The sequence below is a fragment of the Rhizobium sp. RU20A genome, assembly GCF_900155885.1.
Classification (GTDB): domain Bacteria; phylum Pseudomonadota; class Alphaproteobacteria; order Rhizobiales; family Rhizobiaceae; genus RU20A.
Genome location: NZ_FTMB01000001.1, coordinates 1,143,777 through 1,167,169, shown reverse-complemented (window position 1 = coordinate 1,167,169; position 23,393 = coordinate 1,143,777). Strand labels below are relative to the sequence as shown.

The window sequence follows — 23,393 nt, the reverse complement described above, 5'->3', positions numbered from 1 at the left end:
GACAGGTCGAAACGGAGCCGCGCGCGGTCTGCGGCGGCGTTCAAGAACGGCCCGGATCGGCCCCCGCACGTCTTCCACACGGGCACAGGCTGATGGCACCCTTTCGGGGCCATGCCTGAAGGCCAGGGATCCGGGACTTTCCGCACTGCTGTTTCAGAGCATTATGACCGAAAGAAGAAAGCGGCGGCAAGGCAGCCGCCTGGTATCGATCAGGACCCGCATCGCGCGACCGAAGGGCCCGTCACTTCGGCTTGCTGACCTCGGCCACCCATTTGCGCCAGTTGGCCTTGGAACCGGCGAAGACGTTGATATCCGTGGTGCCGGAAATGCCGGGGATCTCGCCGGTGCTCGTATACTGCCAGAAGGCCCAGCGGCGATCGACATAGGTGACGGACGGATGCTTGGCGACCGAGCGGACCCAGAAGTGGTGCTCCTTGAACTGGTCGACGAGATTGTCGCGATGGAAATCCACGGAGGTGTAGATGATCGGCCGCTTGCCATAATGGGCTTCGAGGCGGTTCATGAAGCGCTTCAGTTCGGTCTGGACCGTCAGCGGCGAGGGGCGGTAGGTGCAGGTCTTCGACTCGCCGTTCCATTCGGCATCCAGCACCGGTGGCAGGAAGACGGCTGCCTTCGGCACATTGGCGATGAACCAGTCGGCCTGCTCGTCGGCGCTCGAACAGAAATAGTAGAAATGGTAGGGCGCGTAGGGAATGCCGGCCGCGCGCGCGGCCTGCCAGTGTTCATTAAACTTGGCATCCAGGCGGTCCTTGCCTTCCGTCGCCTTGATGAAGGCGAAGGAGACGCCGGAGCGCTTGACGGCCGGCCAGTCGATGTCGCCGTTCCATTTGGAGACGTCAATGCCGTGGATGTCGTGATGGTGCGGTGTGACCGCGCCGAAATCCTGCGGGTCGCGGTCGGCAAATTTCGGCGGTATCGAGGCCGTCGACATCAGGTCGTAATCGGTCGAGCTGCAAGCGCCGAGCATCAGCGCGAGAACCGGAAGGAGGGCAAGGGAAAGCCTGCGCATGGAATACCCGCGAAATGAAACTGATGACGGCGTTTTCCTCAAGACGGAGTCTTTCACGCGGCGTCTGCTGCAGCCTCCGCCGTGCGGCAGGCCATGGCAGAAATCGGTCCTTGCGAGAATCCCCCGAGGCTTACCCCCTCTATTAACCATAACAGCGTAAATATTCGGTTAGCTCAAGGGGGGAAGCGTCTTTGGCCCGCACAAGCGGGCAGCCCGCCGCAAGGTTGCGACAGGCTTTCCACCATGGTGACGTCGATGTCAGGCGGCGCGGTAGACGGCGAGCCAGGCATAGCCGCCACCGAGCGTGCGGGTCTCGAGGCGCGCGCCGTTGGCGCGGGCGCGCTCAGCCAGCACGTCAAAAAGAGGAGCGCGCGGGGTCACATGGAAGCGGGTCAGCCAGCCGCGCAGCAGGCGGCGCGCCAGGGATGGAAGCCGTTCCTGCTGGCCAAAATCGGCGATGTGGATGGAGCCGCCGGGTGCGAGCGCGGCGATCGCCGCATCGAGGGCGGCTTCCCAGTCCGGGATCATCGACAGGGCATAGGAAATCACGATGCGGTCGAACCCATCCGTGCCGAAGGCGCGCGGCGAAAAATCCGTCGCATCGGCAACCGCCAGAACCGCATCCGCGCGCCCGGCCTTGCGCAACGTGGCGCGGGCCGAGGTCAGCATTTCCGCGGAGATGTCGAGGCCGTAGAGGGCGGCGTGCGGGTGGAGCTTGGCGATGCGCGCCATGTTGCGCCCGGTGCCGCAACCGACTTCCAGAACCCGGGCGCCATAGCCTGCATCGAGCTCGTCAATGATGGTGTCGCGGCCGAAGAGGTAGTATTTGCGCGTCAGATCGTAGATGTGCCGCTGGTAGCGGTACATGCGGTCCATGCGGCCGGCATGGCCGGCATCGGCGAGCGTTTCGAGGCTCATGCCGCTCTCCGGTAGATGTGGAAGCCACCATAGATGGCTGAACGATCCTTGACGCCGAGTTCGAGGGAGCGGTCGCAGTCGTAGTGCCACTGGTCGGCGATATCGGGCAGAAGGCGGCCTTCGATGACGCTCTCCTCGGCGGCGGTGCGGAAGATCACGATCGCGCCGGGGGCTGCGGTGCGGGTCATCTCGGCCCAGAGATCGTTGAGCTGGCGGTCGTTCATCCAGTCCTGTGCATCGAGCAGCACGAAGCGATCGACGCTCTCGGCCGCCTTGGCCGACAGAAGCTCGGTGAAGCTCGCGTGATGGACGCGCACATTGTCGGACCCGTTGCGCACGGCCTCGTAATTCTCGGCCATCAGATAGGCCGGCAGATTGCCTTCGTGCGGCTGCGGATAGCGGCGGGCGAAGGCCTGCCAGGCGAAATAGTTGTCGCGCAGCGGGAAATGGCAGGTCAGCTTTTCGAGACGCTGGCGCAGCACGTCTGCGAGGTTCTCGCCAGAGCCCGCGAGGGCATCATATTGCTGCGGGGGAATGCCGAGGCCAAACAGCGAGCTCTTGCGGGCCGTGAGCCATCGGATCGAGCGGGTGTCGAAGAGCGGCGCCAGTTGCCGATCGAAGAACTGGCGCTGTTCGCGCAGGGAACGTGCCTCGACGAAGTCGGCCGGATTGACGCCGTGAAGACGGGCGATGAGGTGGCTTGCCCAGATGAAGCGGCCGAGCAGGCCGGTGCGATAGATGTTGCCCGCGAAGGTGGAAATGCGGCGCTTGCCCGTCAGGCGGCGGCCGTTCCAGTAGTCGCGTGTCGCCTGATCCAGCTTCGGCGCGAGGAACAGGTCGAAGGCCTGGATGTTGCTCCTGAGGCCGGCGCGCGACAGGAAGCGCACGGCATCTGCATGGGAAGGCAGGTGGCGCATGGCGGCGAGCTTCAGCCGGTTCAGCGCAATGTGATGCGGGTTGAGGTCGACGACGTCGATCCGCCCGGGGCGCGCCGAGAGGTAGGTCAGCATGTTGCAGCCGCCGGAGCCGATGGTGACGATGCGATGGCCGCCGGAGGCAAGCTCCATGGCGTCCATGTCGACGATCGGGTCTTCCCAGATCTGCGGATAGACGAGGCCTGAAAAGAGGAGCCCGAACAGGCGTTCCGAAAGGCCGGCCTTGCTCAGCGGCGCATGTTGCAGAAGCGCATCCTTGAGCTTCTCATTCGGTTTGCCGTAGCCAACATCGGTCGCAAATTCGGTCATCAGGCACTCGTCCCCGTGGCGTTTTGCGGGTGATAACGCCGGGCCGCTACAGTTTCATGACGGACAGAGTGGGAAACTGCCGGACGTGCGCTCATTGTGCTTGCTCCGCAAGGGATTGGTAACGTCTGGCGGTTTAAGCTTGAGGTGATTTTGAACCGCCAGAAGGCGCGGTTCCGGCCGGCCGAAAGGGCTCACGGAGCGACAATGGGATGGAAGTGGATTACCGACCGGCGCCATGAAGGGCGATGGGCGGTCCGGGGTGCGATGGCCGGACTGACGGTTCCCATGTTTTTTATCGGCGCGGGGCTATGGCCGAGCGCGATCGATACACCGCTGGCGCTTGGCTTTGACCTGACCGTCGGGCTTCTTCCGCTCGCTACGACGGCCTCCGGCTATCGTCTCGGCCTGCTGCGCCGGCGTGTGGCGGCCGCGCGCCGCGGCCGCGCGCAAAATGCTGCTCTTCTCTCCGACAAAGCCTTTATCGATCCGCTCACGGGTCTTGCGAACCGCGAGGCGCTGGAGCGCGCTGTCAATGCCATTCTTGCGGGCGACACCGCCGTTGGCCGCAATGACGGGCTGATCCTGCTTGATCTCGACCGGTTCGGCCACGTCAACGAAACAATCGGCCGAGCGGCAGGCGACCAGATCCTCCTCATTCTTGCCCAGCGTCTGCGCCAGGCGCTCGGCGCCCACGCCTCGCTCTTCCGCCCCGGTGGCAACGAATTCGTGGTTCTCGTGCCTGGTACGCCGTCGCGCGGCAAGCTGGAGGACATTGCGCGGATCGTGGGCGGTGTGCTGCGCGAGCCCTTCGAGCTCAGCGGCGGCCAGCTCTGGATCGGCGGAAGCCTTGGCGTGACTTTCGTGAAGGCCGATGACACGCAACTGTCCGACATCCTGTCACGGGCCGATCTGGCGCTGCGCCGTTCCAAGGAGATGGTCGGCAACAGCGTGACGTTTCACGAGGAAGGGCTTTCCACCCAGACCCAGTCGCTGCGTGCGGCGGGAAGGGATATCCAGCAGGCTCTCGATGAGGATGCCTTCTTCCTCGAATACCAGCCGGTGATCGGCGTCGAAAGCGGACGCATCCGTGCCATGGAAGCACTGGTGCGCTGGCGTGACGCCGAACACGGCGCGCTCAAGCCGGACGACTTCCTCGTACAGGCGGAACGCACCGGCGCGATGCCCGCGCTCGGGCGCTGGATCCTGAAGACCGCGTGTCGCGAGGCGGCGGGCTGGCCGGAGGATGTCGGCGTATCCGTCAATGTGTCGAAGCATGAGATCGGCGCCGAGAGCTTCGTCGATTTCGTGGCGCTTTGCCTTCGCGAGGCCGGGCTCCAACCGTCGCGTCTGACGATCGAGGTCACGGATGCGGTCTTTTCGCCGGATCCGAAGCGGATCGCCACCGTCTTTTCTGCCCTTCGGCGCATGGGCGTGCGGGTGGCTCTCGATGATTTCGGCGTCGGCTTTTCGGCGGTGTGCAATCTCGGCCTTTTTCCCATCGACCAGATCAAGATCGACCGCTCCTTTACCGATGCGATGATGCGAAGCCGCCGCGACGGTGAATTGCTCGATCTGATCCTCAAGACTGTCGCCTCCTTCAAGATCCCGGCAATCATCGAGGGGGTCGAGACGGAGTGCCAATTGGAAGTCGTGCGGGCGCTCGGGGCCAGCGAGGTGCAGGGCTACCTGATTTCCCCGCCGGTGCCGGCCGGAGAGGTCGGTGCGCTTCTTGCCGCCTTCAAGGCGCCCGGGGCATGCGCTTCCGCCGCCTGACCCCCGCGCGGACCGGGACTCTCTTCCTCATCCCCATCAAAACGACGGCATTTCTTTCTCCCGGGCTTGCAACCCACGCCGCGCTGCCGCACATCCTCAGCGACAACCGGTCGCCAGCATGAGGCTGCGGCATGCGGCTGTCTGGACCACGTTTCGGTGCGTGGTCAGGCGCCGGGCAACAGGCATGGCCATATGAGGAGACATCAGGTGATCCGAAAGGCGCTGTTCGGCTTGGCGCTTCTTGTCGCTGCCCTTGCCCTCGGTGTTCCGGCCTGGCTCTATCTGGCGCCGCCGGAGCTTCTGCGCATCGGCGACGGCTATGCCGCGAAAATCGTGTGCTCCAATGTCTTCATCGCGGGGCGCGATCCGGACGAGGTGCTGGCACTCGACGTGCAGGCGCCGGGCCATCCCCTGCTGCGCTTCGTTTCCGTTGCCGTCGATCGCGAGCAGCGCAGCGTGGCGGCGCATATCTTCGGCTTTGCCGCGCCGGCCGAGGCGGTCTACCGGGAGGGGCTAGGCTGCACCTCGCTGCCGGATGGGACGGTGGCGGTGGCGCCGCGCTACAGTCCCAATTATTTCAGCGGATTGCGCCCGCCCGCCGACAAACCCTGGCCAGAGGGCACGACCACGGCCGGCAATGCCGCCATCCAGGACATCATCGTCAAGCCGGAGATGCAGGGCCCGGGCATGCGGGCGATCATCGTCGTCAAGGATGGCCGCATCATCGCCGAAACCTATGGCAAGGGCTTTACGCGCGAAACGCCGCTGCTCGGCTGGTCGATGACCAAGACGGTCACGGCAGCGCTGGTCGGCCGGCGCATTGCAGAAGGCGCGATGACGCTCGAAAGCAGAGACCTGCTGCCTAGCTGGTCGACGGACGGGCGCTCCGCCATTACGCTTGCCGATCTCATGGCCATGCAGAGCGGGCTGACCTTCAACGAGGATTACGGCTCGGTGGCGGACGTGACGCGCATGCTCTACCTCGAAAGCGACATGGCCGCCTTCACGGCGTCGAAGCCGCTCGAGCACCCGCCCGGCACGCATTTTTCCTATTCCTCCGGTACGACGACGCTGATTTCGCGCCTTTGGATGGACAGTTTCGAGAGCGAGGACGAGGCGCTGGCCTATCCCCGCCGGGCTCTGTTCCGCCCGCTGGGCATGACGAGCGCCGTCCTGGAGCCGGATGCGCGGGGGACCTTCGTCGGCTCGTCCTACATGTATGCAACAGCGCGCGACTGGGCGCGGTTCGCACTCTTCCTGCTGCGCGATGGAAACTGGCAGGGGCGGCCGCTGCTGCCGGAGGGCTTCGTTGCTTACATGCGCAAGCCGACGGAGGCGTCGGGTGGACGATACGGTCACGGGCAGGTCTGGACCGAGGCCGCTGTCCCCGATCCCGGCGCTCCCGCGTTGCCGCCGGAAACCTTCTGGATGCGCGGTCACGACGGGCAGTCGATCATGATCTCCCCGACGCTCGATCTTGCCGTTATCCGGCTGGGGCTGACGCCGTCATCGACCGGTTATAGTCCGCGCGACATGAATGCCCGGATCGTTTCCGCCCTGGCGCCGCCCGCCGAGACGCAACCGGCCGAGACGAAACAGGCCCAGCCATAACCGCCGGTTCTTCGCTTGCCTGTCCTGCGGCAATGCGGCGGGATCCGGAACACCTGCAGCTCCAACAAAAAGCCCGGCGCTGCGATGCGGGCCGGGCTTTTGAGGAAAACGATAGGCTGCGCTCAGCTCAGCGCATGTCGAGCTGGTCCAGCAGGCCCTTGCGCTTGGCATCGTAGTAGTAGCCGCGCGCATAGAGCTTGACGGCATTGTCATGGCTGTTGTCGGCCACGATGAAGGCGCCACGCAGATAGCGCGTTGCATATTTCAGGTTGGTTTCCGCGTCGAACAGACCCTCCGGAGGACCGTCATAGCCAAGGCCGCGGGCGGTGTTGTAGCGGATCTGCATGAGGCCGTAATTGCCACGGGCATAGGCGCGCGGATTGTAGGTCGACTCGCGCTTGACCACGCGGTGGACGAGTTCCAGCGGCAGTTGGTTGAGCTTGGCGTAATAGGCGATCAGCTTGTCGAGCTCCGGACGCGAGCTCGTCGGCGCACCGTCGGCGGAGAAGGTCAGTGCCGACTGCGGCTTGCGCGACCGGTAGTCCGGCCTCGCCATGGGCACGATCATCTGCGAGGTCACCAGCGTTTCGAGGCCGACGGGCTCGCCGGTGTCGAAGGTCGATTCCATCACCGAGCCGAAGCTGTAGCTGGCCGCGATCGGCAGGGCGGCAAGGCGCTGGCCCCGCACCGCTTCCTTGCCGGTGGCCGGGGCTGTCGCCGCCATCTCGCCGGAAACGGCTGTGGCTGGCGCTGCCGCTGGCTGCTGGCCGGAGACGGCCATGTTGGCGGCGGCAATCGCCGGACTTGCGGCGGAGGCTTCGTTCTGAAGGGCCTGCGGGGCAATCGTCGCGGTGGTCGGCGCGACCTTGCGCGGGTCGGTGCCGGGAACGGCGGTCCCGTTGATGACGGTTGCGACCTGGACCGGTGCGGCTGCCGTCTGGGCGGCAAGAGCTGTGGTCGAGACGGGCGCGGCAACGCCGGGCGTGGTGCCATTGGCAGCAGCGGCTGTGGTGCCGGCCGGTGCGACCTGACCTGCGGCGTAGGCGACTTGTCCCGATGTGGCCGGAAGGACGCCGGCGGCGGTCTCGACGGCCCGCTGCTGGGCGCCGGCGGGCTTAATCGTGTTGATCGAGGAAAGCGTGTTCTTGGGCTTCTGGTTCGCCGTGGAGCATCCGCCAAGGATGACGCAAACCGACGCCGTGGCCGCTGCGAGCGCTGTTTTCAGCGGGAAGCGGGTGTCATTCGCCATGTTGAAAGCCTTCAAGCTGTCGAGCCAGACGGCGTGGACCGTCCGGCGATTCAGCGGCGCCACCCGCCATGGTTCGCGAATTTCTTAACGCAAGCTTTCGTGAACCGCAACCCGCCGACCCCGTCAGCTCGCCTGGGCCCGCTTCAGGCCGGCGGTGACGACACCTGCGGCAATCAGCAGCGAGCCGCCCGTCCTGTTGACCACGCGTTGTATCGAGGGTTTGCGGATCGTGCTGCGCGCGGCGGAGGCCATGAGGGCGTAGAGCGTGGCGTTGAGGGTTGCGAGAACGAGGAAAGTGATTTCGAAAACAATCATCTGACCGAGGATGGGACGTGTCGTGTCGAGGAACTGCGGCAGGAAGGCCACGAAGAAGATGATGCTCTTGGGATTGAGGGCCGTTACCACGTAGGCGTGCAGAAAAACGGTCGCGGAGCGGCCGGTTCGCGTATCGCCAGAATTCATGGCATCTTCCCCGACGGGGGCGCGCCACAGCTTGATCCCGAGCCAGACCAGATAGGCTGCGCCCACCCACTTCAGAACGGTGAAGATGGCCGCCGAGGTGGCCAGCAGGGCGCCGAGGCCGAGCATGGAGGCTGTCATGGCGGTGAAGTCGCCGAGTGCCACGCCGGCAACGGTCGCGCCGGCGGTCCGGCGGCCATGGCCAAGCGCGTAGGAGATGACGAGCAGGATGGTCGGGCCGGGGATGGCGAGCATGACCGCGGAGGTCGCCACGAAGGCAAGCCAGCGCTCGGGGGAAACGGGAAGCGCGAAGATCAGATCCATCAACCTACTCCTTCATTGTTCAGGAGGGCAGCAAGCCATGGGTGTATCAGGACTGTCCAGTTAAAAATCAGACGCCGCCTCCGGGGTGCGAAGGCGGCGTCTTGAGGTGTCCGTCGGTTGCCTTTCGGCGGTCAGTGCGCCGGTTTCCAGCTCTGGCCGATCGCGTCCATCATGTCGCCGAACCAGGCGACGGACGTGTCGAAATGCTTGCCGCCACGGATGCGGGGAAATTCGATGATGCGCAGCTTGCCGTTCTGGTCCTCGTCATGGCCGGTGACGCCGGAGACGCCGGCAAGCGCGCCCTCGACGGCGAGGTCCACCATGCTCTGGATCAGGCGTAGATCGTCGACATTGGCCGGGGCAGAACGGGCGTAGTAGCCGGACTTCTGCACCATGGAACGTTCGGCGCCGAGCAGGGCGGCGAACTGCTTGGTGAACCAATTGCCGACGTTGATGCTGTCGATCTTCACATGCCCGAAGGCATCGCGCTTGACGGTCTCGCCGGCAGCCTCGCGTTCGGCGACGATGGCATCGAGGCAGGCGCCTTCCGAGACGAAGAGGGTGACGAAGCCGGACTTTTCCATCACGCCGCGCAGGCGCTCTGCCTCGGCTTCAAGGTCGAAGGCGGTCTCGGGCAGGTAGAGGCCGTCGATGCTCTTCAGATCGCGGTTCATCATGAAGCCGTCGACATACGCATGCGCCGAGGACAGCGTCTGATAGGCGCGGGCGGTGGCGGCGGTCAGCCAGCCGCAATGGCGGCCCATGACCTCGTGAACGACGAGGGTGCGCGGGGCGGCACTCTGTTCGTTCGACACATGGTCGAAGAAGCGGGCGCCGTGCTCGGCGGCGGTCCAGGCGCCGAGCGTCTGGCGGATCGGCACGACATCGTTGTCGACGGTCTTGGGAAGGCCGACGACGGTCAGGTTGTAGCCGTTGGCGCCAAGATAGGCGGCAAGGTCGGCCGCGGTCGTGTTGGTGTCGTCGCCGCCGATCGTGTGGAGAATGGTGACGCCGTCACTGGCGAGGCGCTCGGCGGCGACGCGCAGCGGATTTTCACCGTCCTTGACGAGGCCGCGCTTGGCGCAGTCGGCCGCATTGGTCAGTTTGACGCGGCTGTTGCCGATCGGCGAGCCGCCGTGGCGGTGCAGCAGATAAGCCTTTTCGCGCATCTGGCTGGTGATTTCGATCCGGTCGCCGAGAAGCAGGCCCTGATAGCCGGAGCGATAGGCGAAAAGCTCGATATCGGGCGCAACATCCGTATAGCGCTCGATCAGTCCGCCCACCGCGGACGAGAGGCAGGGCGCGAGCCCTCCGGCGGTGAGCATGGCCACTTTCTGCTTCGGCATGGGATCTCCTTGGACGGTTCGACTGCAATGCGGGCCCTGTCTAGCGCAATTCGAATGGCAGCGAAATGACGGCGCCGGCGGCTAAATCGGTTTGGTTGTGATTGATTTGCCGGCGGATTCCATGACACGATCATTCTCGCATCGGTGGTGCCGTCCTGGGGAGGATGGCACCGGGATTTCCATGTTCGGGGGATACGACATGCGCAGAGGGGATTTGTTTTCAAAAAGGTTTCGGATGACGGGACTGGCCATCGCTTCGACGCTGATGGTTTCGGGGGGTGTGCTGCCGGCCGGAGCCATGCCATCGTTTGGTGGTGACGTGCTGCCGCTGCCTGCGACGCTCCTGCATCTGGTGGACGCAAGGCCGCAGGCGACGAATGCCATCGTGGCGCAGATCGCCTCGGTGACGAAAGAGTGCCGTCAGTACGACCCTGTTTATCGGACCGATTGCCTTGCCATCGGTCTGAAGCAGATCGCACAGCGGCTACCCAGCGGCGATTACAAGCAGGCGCGCGCCATCCTCAGTCGGGCGGCGTCGGATCTGTCGAGCCTTGTCTCGCGCAATCTCGATTCGTCGGTCGAGCCGCTGAAGGCTGCGCCGAATGCCAATCCCAATTTCAAGGCGTCACGGAGCTACCGGGCCGTGAAGAAAGCAGCGCTCGCTGCCGTGACCCGCGAAGCCCAGGCCATCATCCGGGAAGCCGTCACGGAATTGCTGCGCGCATACGAAAATTCCGATAAGCGTCACGCCCATTATCAGAAAATTGCCGGCGCCGTGGATGGAACCAAAGTGTTGCTGCGTTCGTAAGGACGGGTGTGGTGGCAAACGAATGGGTCCCGAAATATTTTCGTACCATCTATTGAGGGCCATCAGGAATTTGTTAATATCGCGGCTCAGCGACGACCCGTCGCAGCGCACATGCTTGCCGGGCGCACATTCTCCGGCGAATGCTGTCGGGGCGGGTCGTCGGAGCTAAGGGAATATCACGGATGTCTATCTGGGAAAGCCTCGTTTCGATCGTCGGTGCCACCGGCAATGCGCTTGCCGCGGTGGTGGAGGCGGTGCGCACGCTTCTGGAAGGTGATCCGGAAACGCGGCGGCAGGTTGCCTTCTCCGTCTCGATGATCGCGCTTTCGGCCAAGATGGCGAAGGCCGACGGTGCCGTGAGCGAGGCCGAGGTGCAGGCTTTCCGCGACATCTTCAAATATCCAGACGACCAGGCCCACAATGTGGCGCGGCTTTACAATCTCGCGCGGCAGGATGTAGCCGGCTACGAGGCCTATGCGGAGAAGCTTGCGGGGCTTTGCGTGTCCTGCGACGGCGATTGCTCCATGCTTGAGGACATTGTCGATGGCCTCTTCCACATTGCCAAGGCCGATGGGGCATTGCACGAGAAGGAGCTGGCGTTCCTGACGCGCGTTGCCGATGTCTTCGGCATGAGCGAGCAGCGCTTTCGCGGCATCATGGCCCGGCACGTCGATCTAGGCGAGGCGGACCCCTACGAGGTGCTGGGCGTCTCCCGCAAGGATGACTTTGCCGAGATCCGCAAGCGCTACCGGGCGCTCGCCTCGGAGAACCATCCCGACAGGCTGGCGGCGCGTGGCGTGCCAGTCACGCTGCATCGGGTCGCCAGCGACCGCATGGCGGCACTGAATGCGGCCTACGAGGCGATCGCCCGCGAGCGCAAGGCGGCGTGAGCGTGTTCGATCCGGATTTTGCCGGTGCCGATGTCGTGCCGTCGCCCAACCATGGCGGGCGGCGCGAAGGGCGTTCGCCGGATATGATCGTCCTCCATTACACGGGCATGCCGACGGCGGATGCCGCGCTTGACTGGCTGTGCCGGCCCGAAAGCGAAGTCTCGAGCCATTACATGGTCTATGAAGACGGGCGCATCGTGCAACTCGTGCCGGAAAGCCGGCGTGCCTGGCATGCCGGCAAGAGCAGCTGGATGGGCGAGATCGACATCAATTCGGCTTCGATCGGCATCGAGATCGCCAATCCCGGGCATCCCGGCGGGCTGCCGCCCTTTCCGGAAAAGCAGATCGCCGCGGTCGTCGAATTGTGTCAGGACTGCGGCGCCCGGTGGCAGATCGCCCCTGAAAGAGTGCTGGCACACAGTGATGTTGCCCCCATTCGCAAGGTCGATCCGGGAGAAAATTTCCCCTGGGCCGCGCTCCATGCCGCCGGTGTCGGGCACCTGGTGGAACCGGCGCCGATCACTGGCGGACGCTTCTTCCAGCGCGGCGACAGCGGCCAGCCGGTCGAGGCCTTGCAGTCGATGCTGGCCTATTATGGATACGCACTTGATATCCATGGTGAATTCGACGCTCGTACGGAGGGTGTCGTTGCCGCCTTCCAGCGACATTTCCGGCCAGAAAAGGTCGACGGCGTCGCCGACAGCTCGACCATCGACACGCTGCACAGGCTGCTGACAAGCCTGCCACGGCTCGGGTCGTGATTGCATCTTAAGGTTATTTTTCGTCCGACTCATAGACGCGCTTTGCGTGCAGCAATGCTGCGCTGCCACAGGATGACCAAATTGCTCCCGTCATTTCCCGGCCGGCGGCGGTTGGCCCAGCATGATGCTGGCCTGCTGCCAGACACGGGGCGTTGCCTGCCGGTATCGGCCGGCGGTGACGTTTCCCGCGGACGATCGCCGGAGCCCGTTCAATCGGGGCGCGCGGCACCGTCTGATCAAGGACAAGCGCTGCATCGCCAGCCGGCCAGACGCGCCGGCGGGATGCCAATGACGGAGTAGTCACACCAAATGAAGCGAACCGCTGCAACCGTGGTTGCGGCATGCCTTGGCATGCTCGTGGCCGGGACGGGACCCCTTTACGCCGCAAAGGGCGATAATCGTTCGGCCACCTCCGGAGGTGCAACGCCCGCCTCCGACACCAAGCTCAACGGAGACGGCAAGACGCTCGGAAAAACCAAGCTCAGCTTCGGTACCCGCGACGCCGGTTTCCCCTTGGTCAATCCCGCCCTGAAGACGAGTTATACGCCTATCATCGCCAATTATGCCCGCCAGTACGGGGTTCCCGTCGAGCTTGCCCACGCCGTAATCAAGGTCGAGAGCAACTTCAATCCCAAGGCGCGCGGCCGGGCCGGTGAAATCGGGCTGATGCAGATCAAGCCTGCCACGGCCCGCATGCTCGGCTATTCCGGCAGCACGCGTGGTCTGTACGATCCCGAGACCAACATTCGCTTTGGAATGAAGTACCTCGCCATGGCGCATGAGCTCTCCGGAGGGGTGACCTGCGGGACCATCCTGCGCTACAATGCCGGCCATGGTGCAACGCGCATGAACCCCACTTCCAAGCGCTACTGCGGCAAGGTGCAGGCGATCATCGACTGATCCGTCTGCGCCCATGCACCGCATGTGCGGATGGGCTTTAGCGACAGGGCTGGCGACGGACGCGTCGCCGCCAGCGAGGACATGATGACTGAAACATTCGACGTGGTGGTGATCGGCAAGGGCATGATGGGCGCTGCGGCGGCCCGGTACCTCGCCGAGGGCGGACATTCCGTGGCCCTTGTCGGTCCGGGCGAACCCGCCGACCGCCGCCAGCATGAGGGCGTCTTCGCCAGCCATTACGATAGCGGCCGCATCACCCGCACCATTGATGGCAGCGGGATCTGGGCCTTCCTCGCGCGCCGCTCGATCGAGCGCTACGGCGAGATCGAGGAAAGGAGCGGCATCCGGTTCTACAGCGAAGTCGGCTGCCTCATCGTCGGTCGGTCTCCGGGCGGGGCGGATGACAGTCTGGACAGGGTGCTGGAGGCGCGTGATGCGCTGCATGTGCATGCGCCGCTCTTCGATCGGCAGGCCATGGCCGCGCGTTTTTCCTACTTTGCGTTTGACGCGGGTCTTTCCGGCGTCTTCGAGCCGGAGGGTGCCGGCGTCATCGATCCCCGTGCCTTTGTTGCGGCCGAGGTCAGGCTTGCCGAAATGGCCGGCGCGACACTGGTTGACGAAGAGGCTGTCGCCGTCGGCGGTGAGGGTGCAGGGCAGGTGGTCGAGACCAAATCCGGCCGGCGGCTGTCCTGCGGGCGCGTCCTCGTCGCGGCCGGCGGCTTCAGCCAGTCGCGTCGCTTGCTCGCTCGACCGCTGGCACTGACGGTCAAGGCCCGCACGGTCCTTTTTGCCGAGGTGTCCGAGCGCGATCTCGCGCGTTTTGCGGGCATGCCATCGCTGATCCGCTGGTCGCCGCAGCAGGCAGACAACTATTACATGCTGCCGCCGGTGCGCTATCCCGACGGGCGACACTACATCAAGATCGGCGGCGATCCGGATGATGTCGCGCTCGGCAACGAAGAGGCGGTGAAGGCGTGGTTCCGCGGGGAGGGGCGCGCCGAGACCGTTGCGCATCTTGCGCAGCATCTACGGTCGGTTCTGCCGGATTTTTCGTCCGTCTCCACCCATTCCGCCCCTTGCGTCACCACCTTCAGCCGGCACGGCAATCCCTATATCGGCTGGATGGACGAAGGGCGCGTCGCCGTGGTGACGGCCGGTTGCGGGGCGTCTGCCAAGAGCGCCGACGAGATCGGGCGTCTGGCGGCGCTGATGATCGACGGGATGACCGAGGAGCGGGCGCTGAACGCGTTCATCCCGGTCTTTGCCGACGAGACGACGCCGGTCTGACGTTTCCGGCTTCCCTTCATGGGCCCACTCGTCTATTGACGCCCTGCCAGTCGGCCGGGCAGCCGCGCTCCGCATGTGGTCGAAAGGCCGCGGGGTGAGGAAAGTCCGGGCTCCACGGAAACACGGTGCCGGATAACGTCCGGCGAGGGCGACCTCAGGGAAAGTGCAACAGAAAGCAAACCGCCCCGCCTTCTCGACGGCCGCCGGACCCTTGGGTCCCTTGATGGCCGCCGAGGTGGCGGGGTAAGGGTGAAAGGGTGGGGTAAGAGCCCACCGCGACGCTGGCAACAGGGTCGGCATGGCAAACCCCACCGGGAGCAAGACCGAATAGGGACGACACGGCAGGCGCAAGCCTGCCAGCCTGTTTCCGGGACCGTCGTCCGGGTGGGTTGCGCGAGGCGGCAGGCAACTGCCGTCCCAGATGAATGGCTGCCACGTTCCGCTCTTCGGGGCGGGGCCATACAGAACCCGGCTTACAGGCCGACTGGCATTTTTCCCCATCTCTCCACCATCGCGCGCGATGCGGTTGCAGCCGCCGCCGCGCGGGGCATTTCCTCGCCAATTTCAGGGATATTTCCGGGTGTTCGGCCTGGTTGATTTTACTGGTCTTTTGTTGGCCGGGCCGCGGCCGGCCGTCTTGCGAGCCGATCCGCGTTTGCCAGTGATTCCAAGGTGTTGAATCCCTCATCGTAACGATTTGTTAAACTTAACGGGTCATAAACGAAGGCTGATACCGAGCCTCGGTGCAGAGCATTTCCCATTGACGCCCATATGGTCCCATGCTATCCCAAAATCGCACTGCACACGGGCTATCAGAGCCCACTTCCGCCGAAGTTTCCGCCTCGTTCAGGTTCTGGAAACGGCACGACCTCGGTCGTGGCGAAGGGCGTGTCTGTGCTTTCGGGTATCCTGCGTTCCCGTCCGGGATAGGGTCTGCAACTGGTCGGGAAACGGATGTCGAGCGTTGTGAGCCGCTTCCTTTCGCACGCGACGAACAGGATCGATGCCAAGGGCAGGGTTTCAATCCCCTCCGCCTTTCGCACGGTCATTGCTCAGTGCGGCATCGTGGAGCTCTACTGCTTCCAGGATTTCGTCTTCCCGGCGATCAGTGTCGGCGGGCAGGATGTGCTCGACCGTTTCGAACGGCAGATCGCCGCGGAGGATCCCTTCTCGCCGGTCGCCAACGAGATGTCGCTCCTGGTTCACGGGGGCGGGGTCTTCATGAAGCCCGATACCGAGGGCCGGCTGATGGTCACGGAGTTCATCCGTTCTTTCACCGGGATCACGACGGAGGTCACCTTCGTCGGTCGGGCCGATCACTTTCAGCTTTGGGAGCCGTCTGCTTTTCACGAGGTGCAGAAGGCTGCCAGGGAGGCGCAGAGGCAGCGGGGCCTCGGCGTCCGGTAGAATGGAGAAACGGGATGATGGCGGATCACGGCGGAGGGTCAACTGAAGCCGGTGGCGGACCGGTCCGTCACATTCCCGTTCTTCTCCATGAGGTGCTCGACAGCCTTCAGCCCGCCGCGGGCAAGGTGATCCTCGATGGGACCTTTGGTGCTGGCGGCTACAGCATGGCGCTGGTCGATCGCGGCGCGCGGGTCATCGCGCTCGATCGCGATCCGACGGCGATTGCGGCCGGTCAGGCTGTGGTCGCGAAGGCCGATGGCCGCCTGTCCCTGCATCACGCGCAATTCTCAGAGCTTGCCGCCTATGCCCCGGAGGAGGGGCTCGACGGTGTCGTGCTCGACATCGGCGTCTCCTCCATGCAGATCGACGAGGCCGAGCGCGGCTTTTCCTTCCAGAAGAACGGTCCTCTCGATATGCGCATGGCGGCGGCTGGCGTGTCGGCGGCCGACGTCGTCAACCGCGCCAAGGTCGGCGATCTCATCCGCATCTTCTCCTTCCTCGGCGAAGAGAAGCAGGCAGGCCGCATCGCGCGCGCCATCGAGAAGCGCCGCGAGAGTGATCCCTTCGTCACGACGCGGGATCTCGCCGGTCTCATCGAGATCGTCACGCCGCGCAAGGCGACCGATAAGATCCATCCCGCGACCCGCGTGTTCCAGGCACTGCGCGTCTTCGTCAATGACGAGCTCGGCGAACTGGCGCAGGCGCTGTTTGCCGCCGAGCGTGTTTTGAAGCCAGGCGGTATTCTCACCGTCGTCACCTTCCATTCGCTGGAAGATCGTATCGTCAAGCGCTTCTTCCAGGATCGGGCCGGCAAGGCGTCGGGCTCCCGGCACATGCCGATGGTGGCCGTACGCGCCGCCACCTTCGAGCCGCAGGGGCGCGGTCTGGTCGGGGCGAGCGATGCGGAAGCGGATGAGAATCCGCGGGCCCGATCCGCAAAGCTGCGGGCCGGCATCCGCACGACCGCTCCCGCAGAGCGTGCAGATTTTTCGATCTTCGACCTTCCCGATCTTGCAAGCCTTGAAAAGTTCGGAGGCTGAGACCCGTGCTCAAGACATTCGATATCCTGCTCATTCTCCTGATGACCGCGACCGCCACGGTCACCTACACGATCAAGCACAAGGCCGAGATCATGGAGAGCGAGGTCCGCCGGCTCGATGCGGCGATCAAGCTCGAGGAAGATACGATCGACCTTCTGCGGGCTGACTGGGCGCTGCTGACCCAGCCCAGTCGCCTGGAGGCGCTGGTGAAGGTCTATGAAAAGGATCTTCAACTCCTGCCGACGGCTTCCACGCAGCTGGCGCGGGACAACGAGCTGCCGATGCTGCGCAAGGATCTGCCGCCGCCGGAAGAGATTGCCGAAACGGGCAAGGGCAAGGACAAGACCAAGGTTGCTGCCAAGTCTGCCGAAAAGACGATCGAAGAGATCGTTGCCGAGGACGCGGCCGATAACATGACAACCGGATCGGTGGACCGCTGATGTCTTTTCTGTCGCGAATCATGGGTGTGAAAAGCCGGGCGCATTTTTCCGCAGGTCCGGCGCGGTTCGGCGCAGTGGCCTTCGAGGGTACGCGAAAGCGCAGCGGCAGCCAGGCAAAGAGCCGCGTCGCCATCCTGATGGCCGGCTTCGTCGTGGCCTATGGCGTCATCGGCGGCCGTCTGGTGCAATATGCGGTCGATCAGCCAGAGACGGTCTCCAGCATCGGCCCGGCTGACCACCTCATGGCGTCGCGCCCCGATATCCTCGACCGCAACGGCGAGATCCTCGCCACCGACATCCGCACCGTCTCGCTCTATGCCGAGCCGCACAAGATCGTGGATGCGGATGAGGCTGTCGAAAAGCTGGCGACGGTGCTGCCCAATCTCAACATGAAGGAGATGCACCAGAAGCTGAAGTCGAACACGCGTTTCCAGTGGCTGCGCCGTCAGCTCACCCCGAAGCAGCAGAACGACATTCTGGCGCTCGGCATTCCCGGCATCGGCTTTCGACCGGAAAAGCGGCGCTTCTATCCGGGCGGCCCCACCGCCTCGCACATCCTCGGCCACGTCAATATCGACAACCGCGGCATTGCCGGCATGGAGCGTTATATCGACAGCATCGGCCTTGCCGATCTTGCCGCCATCGGCATGACGAGCGATGCCAAGCTCGAGCCGGTCAAGCTCTCGATCGATCTGCGCGTCCAGAACATCGTGCGCGACGTGCTGGCCGATGCCGTCAAGAACTATGAAGCCATTGCGGCCGGCGCCGTCGTGCTCGACGTCAACACCGGCGAAGTGCTGGCCATGGCCTCTCTGCCCGACTACGACCCGAACCGTCCGGCCGAGGGCGCGCAGGAAGGCTGGATGAACCGCATGACGAACGGCACGTTCGAGATGGGGTCGACCTTCAAGACCTTCACGACCGCGATGGCGCTCGATTCCGGCAAGGTGAGGATGACCGACAGCTTCGATGCGCGCTTCCCGATCCGCATCGGTGGCTTCACCATCAAGGACTTCCACGGCAAGCACCGCGTCCTGACCGTTCCGGAAATCTTCCAGTATTCCTCCAACATCGGCACGGCCAAGATGGCCGACATCGTCGGCATCGAGGGCCACAAGGAATTCCTGACGCGCATGGGCCTGCTCAGCAAGATGCAGACCGAACTGCCGGAAGTGAAGACGCCGACGCAGCCGCGCGAATGGAAGAAGATCAACTCGATCACCATCTCCTTCGGCCACGGCGTATCGACGACGCCGCTGCAGACCGCCGTCGCCGGTGCTGCGCTCGTCAATGGCGGCAAGCTGATCCAGCCGACCTTCCTGCCGCGCAGCCGCGAGGAGGCCGACAGCCTTGCCCAGGTCGTGGTGCGCCAGCAGACCAGCGACGAAGTGCGCTCCCTGTTGCGCTGGAACGCTGTTGCGGGTTCGGGCAAGCGCGCGCTGGTCGAGGGCTTCAATGTGGGCGGCAAGACCGGCACGGCCGACAAGGTCGTCAACGGCCGCTACTCCAACGACCACAACTTCAACGCCTTCCTGTCGGCTTTCCCGATCGACGATCCGAAGTACCTGGTCCTGAGCTTCATCGACGATCCGCGCACGGGTGAAGGCGGTGGTCACACGGCCGGTGCCAATGCCGCCCCGATCGTCGGAAACATCATTGCCCGTTCCGCCGCTCTTCTCGGTGTAAAACCGAAATTCGGCCCTGATGGCTCCGCCTTGCTTGTGTCTTATTGAGTGTCGAATGACAATCGGGGCGATTCGGTGCCCGGTTTGTTGTTCCCCATCTGGATGAAATACAGTCGATGAAAATCAGAGATCTCGCGGGCCATCGCTTTCCTGACCTCGAACGCCAGTTGAGCGGCCCGGTGGGCGATCTCGATGTCAGCGGTCTGGCCTCCGACAGCCGCAAGGTGCAGCCGGGGAACGTCTTCGTGGCGCTGGCAGGATCCAAGGCGGACGGCGCGTCCTTCGTCGCCGATGCCTTGGCGCGCGGAGCCTGCGCCATCGTCACCACGCCCGGCGCCGGCGCCGTCGCCAGCGTACCGGTCCTGACGGTCGATGAGCCGCGACTCTTCCTTGCTGAAGCTGCCGCCCGCTTCTTCGGGCGCCAACCTGATATCATGGTCGCCGTGACCGGCACGGCCGGCAAGACCTCCGTTGCATCCTTTACCCGCCAGATCTGGGCCTCCGCCGGCTTTGCGGCCGCAATGATCGGCACGACGGGCGTCGTCTCGCCGACGCGCAACGACTACGGCTCGCTGACGACACCTGACCCGATTTCGCTGCATCGCCTGCTGGCGGAACTTGCCGAAGAGGGGGTGACGCATGCGGCCATGGAAGCCTCCAGCCACGGCCTCGACCAGTACCGTCTTGACGGCGTGCGCCTCTCGGCGGCCGGCTTCACCAATCTCGGCCGCGATCACATGGACTACCATCCGACGGTGGAGGACTATTTCGAGGCGAAGATGGCGCTGTTCGAGCGTGTCCTGCCAAAGGGGTCGCCCGCCATCGTCTTTGCCGATGACATCTGGTCCGACAAGGTGGTGGGCATTGCCCGCAAGGCCGGCCAGGAAGTGCGCACCGTCGGCCGCAAGGGCGATTTCATCGCGCTCAAGCGTGTCGAGCATTTCCGCCACAAGCAGATCGCCGAAGTGCATTGCGAAGGCGATATCTTCGAAATCGAGGTGCCGCTTGCCGGTGATTTCCAGGTCGGCAATGCGCTGGTGGCGGCAGGTCTTGCGATTTCCTGCGGGGTGTCGCCGGCCGCAGCCTTCCGTGCACTCGAAAAGCTGAAGGGCGCCTCCGGTCGTCTCGAACTCGTCGGCCAGACGAAGGACGGGGCGCCCGTGTATGTCGATTATGCGCACAAGCCCGATGCGCTGGAGAACGTGCTGACGGCCGTCAGGCCCTTCACGACCGGCCGGGTCGTGGTCGTGTTTGGCTGCGGCGGCGATCGTGACAAGGGCAAGCGCCCGATCATGGGTACCATCGCCAGCCAGCTCGCCGACGTCGTGATCGTCACCGACGACAATCCGCGCTCGGAAGTGCCCGCCACGATCCGCAGCGAGGTTCTGGCCGGCGCGCCGGGTGCGACGGAGATCGGCGACCGCGCCGAGGCGATCCGCACCGCCATCGCCATGCTGAAATCCGGCGATACGCTGATCGTGGCCGGCAAGGGACACGAGGAAGGCCAGACGGTTGGCGCGGTGACCCTGCCCTTCTCCGACCATGACGAGGTGCGCAAGGCACTGGGAGGAGAATAGGATGGCCTGGCTCTGGACAATGGGTGATCTGATCGCCGCGATGCATGCGCGGCCGATCGGCAATCTGCCCGCCGGCATTTCCGGCATTTCCATCGACAGCCGCTCGATTTCGCGCGGCGAAGCCTTCTTCGCGATCAAGGGCGACCGGGTCGATGGCCACGACTATGCAAGCGTCGCGCTCGCCAACGGCGCGTCGATGCTCGTCGTATCCGAGGGCAAGCTGCCGGCGATGGGCCGCCTCGTCGCGCCGATGCTGGTGGTGGACGACGTGCTGGCCGCCATGGTGCGGCTCGGCATGGCGGCGCGGGATCGCTCGCGCGCCAAGGTGATTGCCGTCACCGGCTCCGTCGGCAAGACGACGACGAAGGAGATGCTGCGCCACGTGCTCTCGGCCTGCGGCACGGTGCACGCCTCTGCCGCCTCCTTCAACAATCACTGGGGTGTGCCGCTGACGCTGGCACGCATGCCGGAGAACGTCGATTTCGGCGTTTTCGAGATCGGCATGAACCACCCGGACGAAATCCGTCCGCTGGTGAAGATGGTGCGCCCGCACATTGCCATTGTCACCACCGTGGCGGCGGCCCATCTCGGCAATTTCCGCGATCTCGACGAGATCGCAGCGGCCAAGGCGGAGATCTTCGAGGGCGTGTCTCCGGGCGGCCATGCCATCATCAATCTCGACAATGAGAAATATCCGCTGCTCGAAGCGGCGGCGCAGGCGGCGGGCGTTGCCCATATTCATGGATTTGGTAGCGATGCGCGGGCCGACTATCGGCTGGCGGAATATGTTGCCGATGGTGCGACGGGGCAGCTGTGGGCCTCCGTTGCCGGCCATACCTATGAAGTGACGCTCGGTGCGCCGGGCCGGCATATCGCCGAGAATGCGGTTGCCGCGCTCGGTGCGGCGCATCTGGCCGGTGCGAACATGCCCGCGGTGGTCGAGGCCATGGCCACCCTGGCGCCCGAAAAGGGGCGGGGCCGGCGCCATCGCCTCTCGGTCGGCGGCGGTACGGCGACATTGATCGACGAAAGCTACAATGCCAATCCGGCTTCCATGCGCGCCGCGATCGCGCTTTTGCGGGATACGGCGCCTGAAGGCGAGGGGCGGCGGATTGCCGTTCTGGGCGACATGCTGGAAATGGGCGTGCATTCGGCCGAGGCCCATGCGGCGCTTGCCGGGCCACTGATGACCGCCGGCATCCGCAGCATCTGGCTGGCCGGGCCCGACATGGCGCACCTGCGCGATTCGCTGTCCGGCGATCTCGACGTCGTGCATGCCGAAACCGTCGACGCGCTGCTGCCGATGGTCGTCAAATCGATGCGGCCGGGCGATGTGGTGATGGTCAAATCCTCGAACGGCACAGGATCGGGCCGCATCGTGGCGGCCTTGCTTGACAAGTACCCGCCGATTGCAGACACGGAGGCCGCCCCGGCCGGGGCCGGAAGCGTCGGCGCCTGATCGCGCCCGTCCGGTCCGGCCGCTGCGGCCATTGCTCATTCACCTCCGCCCGTCAGGCGGCGTCTTCCCGGGGAAAGGTCCCTTATGCTGATCTGGCTTGTCGAACTGGCGGACCACATTCAAATCTTCAATCTGTTCCGCTACATCACATTTCGCACCGGAGCGGCGCTCTTCACCTCGCTGATGATCGTCTTCCTGTTCGGGCCGCGCATCATCGACAGCCTGCGCATCCGTCAGGGCAAGGGTCAGCCGATCCGCGCCGACGGGCCACAGACGCATTTCAAGAAGGCGGGCACGCCGACCATGGGCGGGCTGATGATTCTCGCCGGCATCGTCGGCAGTTCGCTGCTGTGGGCGGATCTTTCCAACGTCTATGTGGTCTGCACGCTGCTCGTCACCCTCGGCTTCGGCGCCATCGGATTTTACGATGACTATCTGAAGGTCACCAAGCAGTCGCATCTCGGCCTCTCCGGCAAGGCGCGTCTCGGCATCGAATTCTTCATCGCGGCCATTGCCGTCTACTTCATGATGAAGACGTCGCTTGCCAGCACCACGCACGGGCCGACCTTCGGAACGTCCGTCACCTTCCCCTTCTTCAAGGATCTGGTGCTCAATCTCGGCTATTTCTTCGTGCTGTTCGGCGGTTTCGTCATTGTTGGCGCCGGCAATGCCGTGAACCTCACGGACGGCCTTGATGGTCTCGCTATCGTGCCCGTCATGATCGCCTCGGCCGCCTTCGGGCTCATCGCCTACCTCGCCGGCAACGCGGTCTTCGCGAACTATCTGCAGATCCATTTCGTGCCGGGTACGGGCGAGCTGGCCGTCATCCTCGGCGCGGTGATCGGGGCGGGGCTCGGCTTCCTGTGGTTCAACGCGCCGCCGGCCGCCATCTTCATGGGCGATACGGGATCACTGGCGCTCGGCGGTCTTATCGGCTCGATCGCCGTTGCGACCAAGCACGAGATCGTCATGGTCATCATCGGCGGCCTCTTCGTCATCGAGACGCTGTCGGTCATCATCCAGGTGTTCTGGTTCAAGCGCACCGGCAAGCGCGTTTTCCTCATGGCGCCGATCCACCACCATTTTGAAAAGAAGGGCTGGACCGAAAGCCAGGTCGTGATCCGCTTCTGGATCGTCGCCGTCATCCTCGCCATGGTCGGCCTCTCGACCCTCAAGCTGCGATAA

The 23,393-nt window shown here is 64.5% G+C and carries 20 protein-coding genes and 1 other RNA gene; 15 read left to right on the top strand and 6 right to left on the bottom strand.

The features are described 5' to 3' along the window. Positions 1-241: 241 nt before the first annotated feature. The 3 genes from F3H41_RS05665 to F3H41_RS05655 all read right to left on the bottom strand — a co-directional run bounded on the left by F3H41_RS05665 (position 242) and on the right by F3H41_RS05655 (position 3,192). Positions 242-1,030, bottom strand: a complete 789-nt coding sequence (locus tag F3H41_RS05665; RefSeq protein ID WP_149737607.1) for a GH25 family lysozyme — start codon at positions 1,028-1,030, stop codon at positions 242-244. A gap of 258 nt (positions 1,031-1,288) precedes the next feature. Continuing rightward, the gene (locus tag F3H41_RS05660; RefSeq protein ID WP_149737606.1) at positions 1,289-1,948 is read right to left on the bottom strand and encodes a class I SAM-dependent methyltransferase; all 660 of its coding nucleotides are present in this window, start codon (positions 1,946-1,948) and stop codon (positions 1,289-1,291) included. Continuing rightward, positions 1,945-3,192, bottom strand: coding sequence for a DUF3419 family protein (locus tag F3H41_RS05655; protein WP_149737605.1), 1,248 nt, complete (start codon positions 3,190-3,192; stop codon positions 1,945-1,947). Before F3H41_RS05655 ends, F3H41_RS05660 begins: the two co-directional genes overlap by 4 nt. A 285-nt stretch (positions 3,193-3,477) precedes the next feature. Here F3H41_RS05655 and F3H41_RS05650 point away from each other — a divergent pair, with 285 nt between their 5' ends. Together F3H41_RS05650 and F3H41_RS05645 are read left to right on the top strand one after the other, a co-directional pair. Next, entirely contained in the window at positions 3,478-4,965 is a 1,488-nt protein-coding gene (locus tag F3H41_RS05650) for an EAL domain-containing protein (protein ID WP_188129348.1), read from the top strand. A gap of 192 nt (positions 4,966-5,157) precedes the next feature. Further along, positions 5,158-6,576, top strand: coding sequence for a serine hydrolase (locus tag F3H41_RS05645; protein ID WP_149737603.1), 1,419 nt, complete (start codon positions 5,158-5,160; stop codon positions 6,574-6,576). A 127-nt stretch (positions 6,577-6,703) separates the two neighbouring features. On the opposite strand, the gene F3H41_RS05640 is transcribed toward F3H41_RS05645, so the two are convergent. From F3H41_RS05640 to F3H41_RS05630, 3 genes are all read right to left on the bottom strand, one after another. Continuing rightward, the gene (locus F3H41_RS05640; RefSeq protein ID WP_149737602.1) at positions 6,704-7,825 is read right to left on the bottom strand and encodes a lytic transglycosylase domain-containing protein; all 1,122 of its coding nucleotides are present in this window, start codon (positions 7,823-7,825) and stop codon (positions 6,704-6,706) included. A gap of 123 nt (positions 7,826-7,948) precedes the next feature. Further along, entirely contained in the window at positions 7,949-8,608 is a 660-nt protein-coding gene (locus F3H41_RS05635) for a LysE family translocator (RefSeq protein ID WP_149737601.1), read from the bottom strand. Positions 8,609-8,739: 131 nt separating this feature from the next. Further along, positions 8,740-9,954: a pyrophosphate--fructose-6-phosphate 1-phosphotransferase gene (locus F3H41_RS05630; protein WP_149737600.1), complete on the bottom strand. Its 1,215-nt coding sequence runs from the start codon at positions 9,952-9,954 to the stop codon at positions 8,740-8,742. Positions 9,955-10,189: 235 nt separating this feature from the next. On the opposite strand from F3H41_RS05630, the gene F3H41_RS05625 reads away from it, so the two are divergent. The 13 genes from F3H41_RS05625 to mraY all read left to right on the top strand — a co-directional run bounded on the left by F3H41_RS05625 (position 10,190) and on the right by mraY (position 23,393). Continuing rightward, positions 10,190-10,762, top strand: coding sequence for a hypothetical protein (locus tag F3H41_RS05625; RefSeq protein ID WP_149737599.1), 573 nt, complete (start codon positions 10,190-10,192; stop codon positions 10,760-10,762). Positions 10,763-10,944: 182 nt separating this feature from the next. Continuing rightward, complete coding sequence (locus tag F3H41_RS05620; RefSeq protein ID WP_149737598.1) at positions 10,945-11,652, top strand: DnaJ family molecular chaperone; 708 nt, start codon at positions 10,945-10,947, stop codon at positions 11,650-11,652. Beyond that, complete coding sequence (locus tag F3H41_RS05615) at positions 11,649-12,413, top strand: N-acetylmuramoyl-L-alanine amidase (RefSeq protein WP_188129347.1); 765 nt, start codon at positions 11,649-11,651, stop codon at positions 12,411-12,413. Before F3H41_RS05620 ends, F3H41_RS05615 begins: the two co-directional genes overlap by 4 nt. A gap of 309 nt (positions 12,414-12,722) precedes the next feature. Then, on the top strand, positions 12,723-13,313 hold the full coding sequence (locus F3H41_RS05610) for a lytic transglycosylase domain-containing protein (protein WP_149737597.1): 591 nt from the start codon (positions 12,723-12,725) through the stop codon (positions 13,311-13,313). An 84-nt stretch (positions 13,314-13,397) separates the two neighbouring features. Continuing rightward, complete coding sequence (locus F3H41_RS05605) at positions 13,398-14,600, top strand: FAD-binding oxidoreductase (RefSeq protein WP_149737596.1); 1,203 nt, start codon at positions 13,398-13,400, stop codon at positions 14,598-14,600. A gap of 46 nt (positions 14,601-14,646) precedes the next feature. Next, an RNA gene (gene rnpB / locus F3H41_RS05600) (RNase P RNA component class A) lies at positions 14,647-15,092 on the top strand. Between the two features lie 474 nt (positions 15,093-15,566). After that, the gene (gene mraZ / locus F3H41_RS05595; protein ID WP_244616125.1) at positions 15,567-16,007 is read left to right on the top strand and encodes a division/cell wall cluster transcriptional repressor MraZ; all 441 of its coding nucleotides are present in this window, start codon (positions 15,567-15,569) and stop codon (positions 16,005-16,007) included. 14 nt (positions 16,008-16,021) lie between these two features. Then, positions 16,022-17,047 carry a 16S rRNA (cytosine(1402)-N(4))-methyltransferase RsmH gene (gene rsmH, locus F3H41_RS05590; RefSeq protein WP_149737594.1) on the top strand — a complete coding sequence of 342 codons (1,026 nt, stop codon included), beginning with the start codon at positions 16,022-16,024 and terminating at the stop codon, positions 17,045-17,047. A gap of 5 nt (positions 17,048-17,052) precedes the next feature. After that, the gene (locus F3H41_RS05585; RefSeq protein WP_188129346.1) at positions 17,053-17,487 is read left to right on the top strand and encodes a hypothetical protein; all 435 of its coding nucleotides are present in this window, start codon (positions 17,053-17,055) and stop codon (positions 17,485-17,487) included. Next, positions 17,487-19,220: a penicillin-binding protein 2 gene (locus F3H41_RS05580; RefSeq protein WP_149737593.1), complete on the top strand. Its 1,734-nt coding sequence runs from the start codon at positions 17,487-17,489 to the stop codon at positions 19,218-19,220. The genes F3H41_RS05585 and F3H41_RS05580 overlap by 1 nt, the downstream gene beginning before the upstream one ends. Positions 19,221-19,288: 68 nt before the next feature. Next, positions 19,289-20,749 (top strand): UDP-N-acetylmuramoyl-L-alanyl-D-glutamate--2,6-diaminopimelate ligase, encoded by a 1,461-nt coding sequence (locus F3H41_RS05575; RefSeq protein WP_149737592.1) that lies wholly within the window; start codon positions 19,289-19,291, stop codon positions 20,747-20,749. Position 20,750: 1 nt separating this feature from the next. Continuing rightward, positions 20,751-22,208: a UDP-N-acetylmuramoylalanyl-D-glutamyl-2,6-diaminopimelate--D-alanyl-D-alanine ligase gene (locus F3H41_RS05570; protein ID WP_149737591.1), complete on the top strand. Its 1,458-nt coding sequence runs from the start codon at positions 20,751-20,753 to the stop codon at positions 22,206-22,208. An 84-nt stretch (positions 22,209-22,292) separates the two neighbouring features. Beyond that, a complete protein-coding gene (gene mraY / locus F3H41_RS05565) occupies positions 22,293-23,393 on the top strand; it encodes a phospho-N-acetylmuramoyl-pentapeptide-transferase (RefSeq protein WP_149737590.1) in 1,101 nt (366 codons plus the stop codon).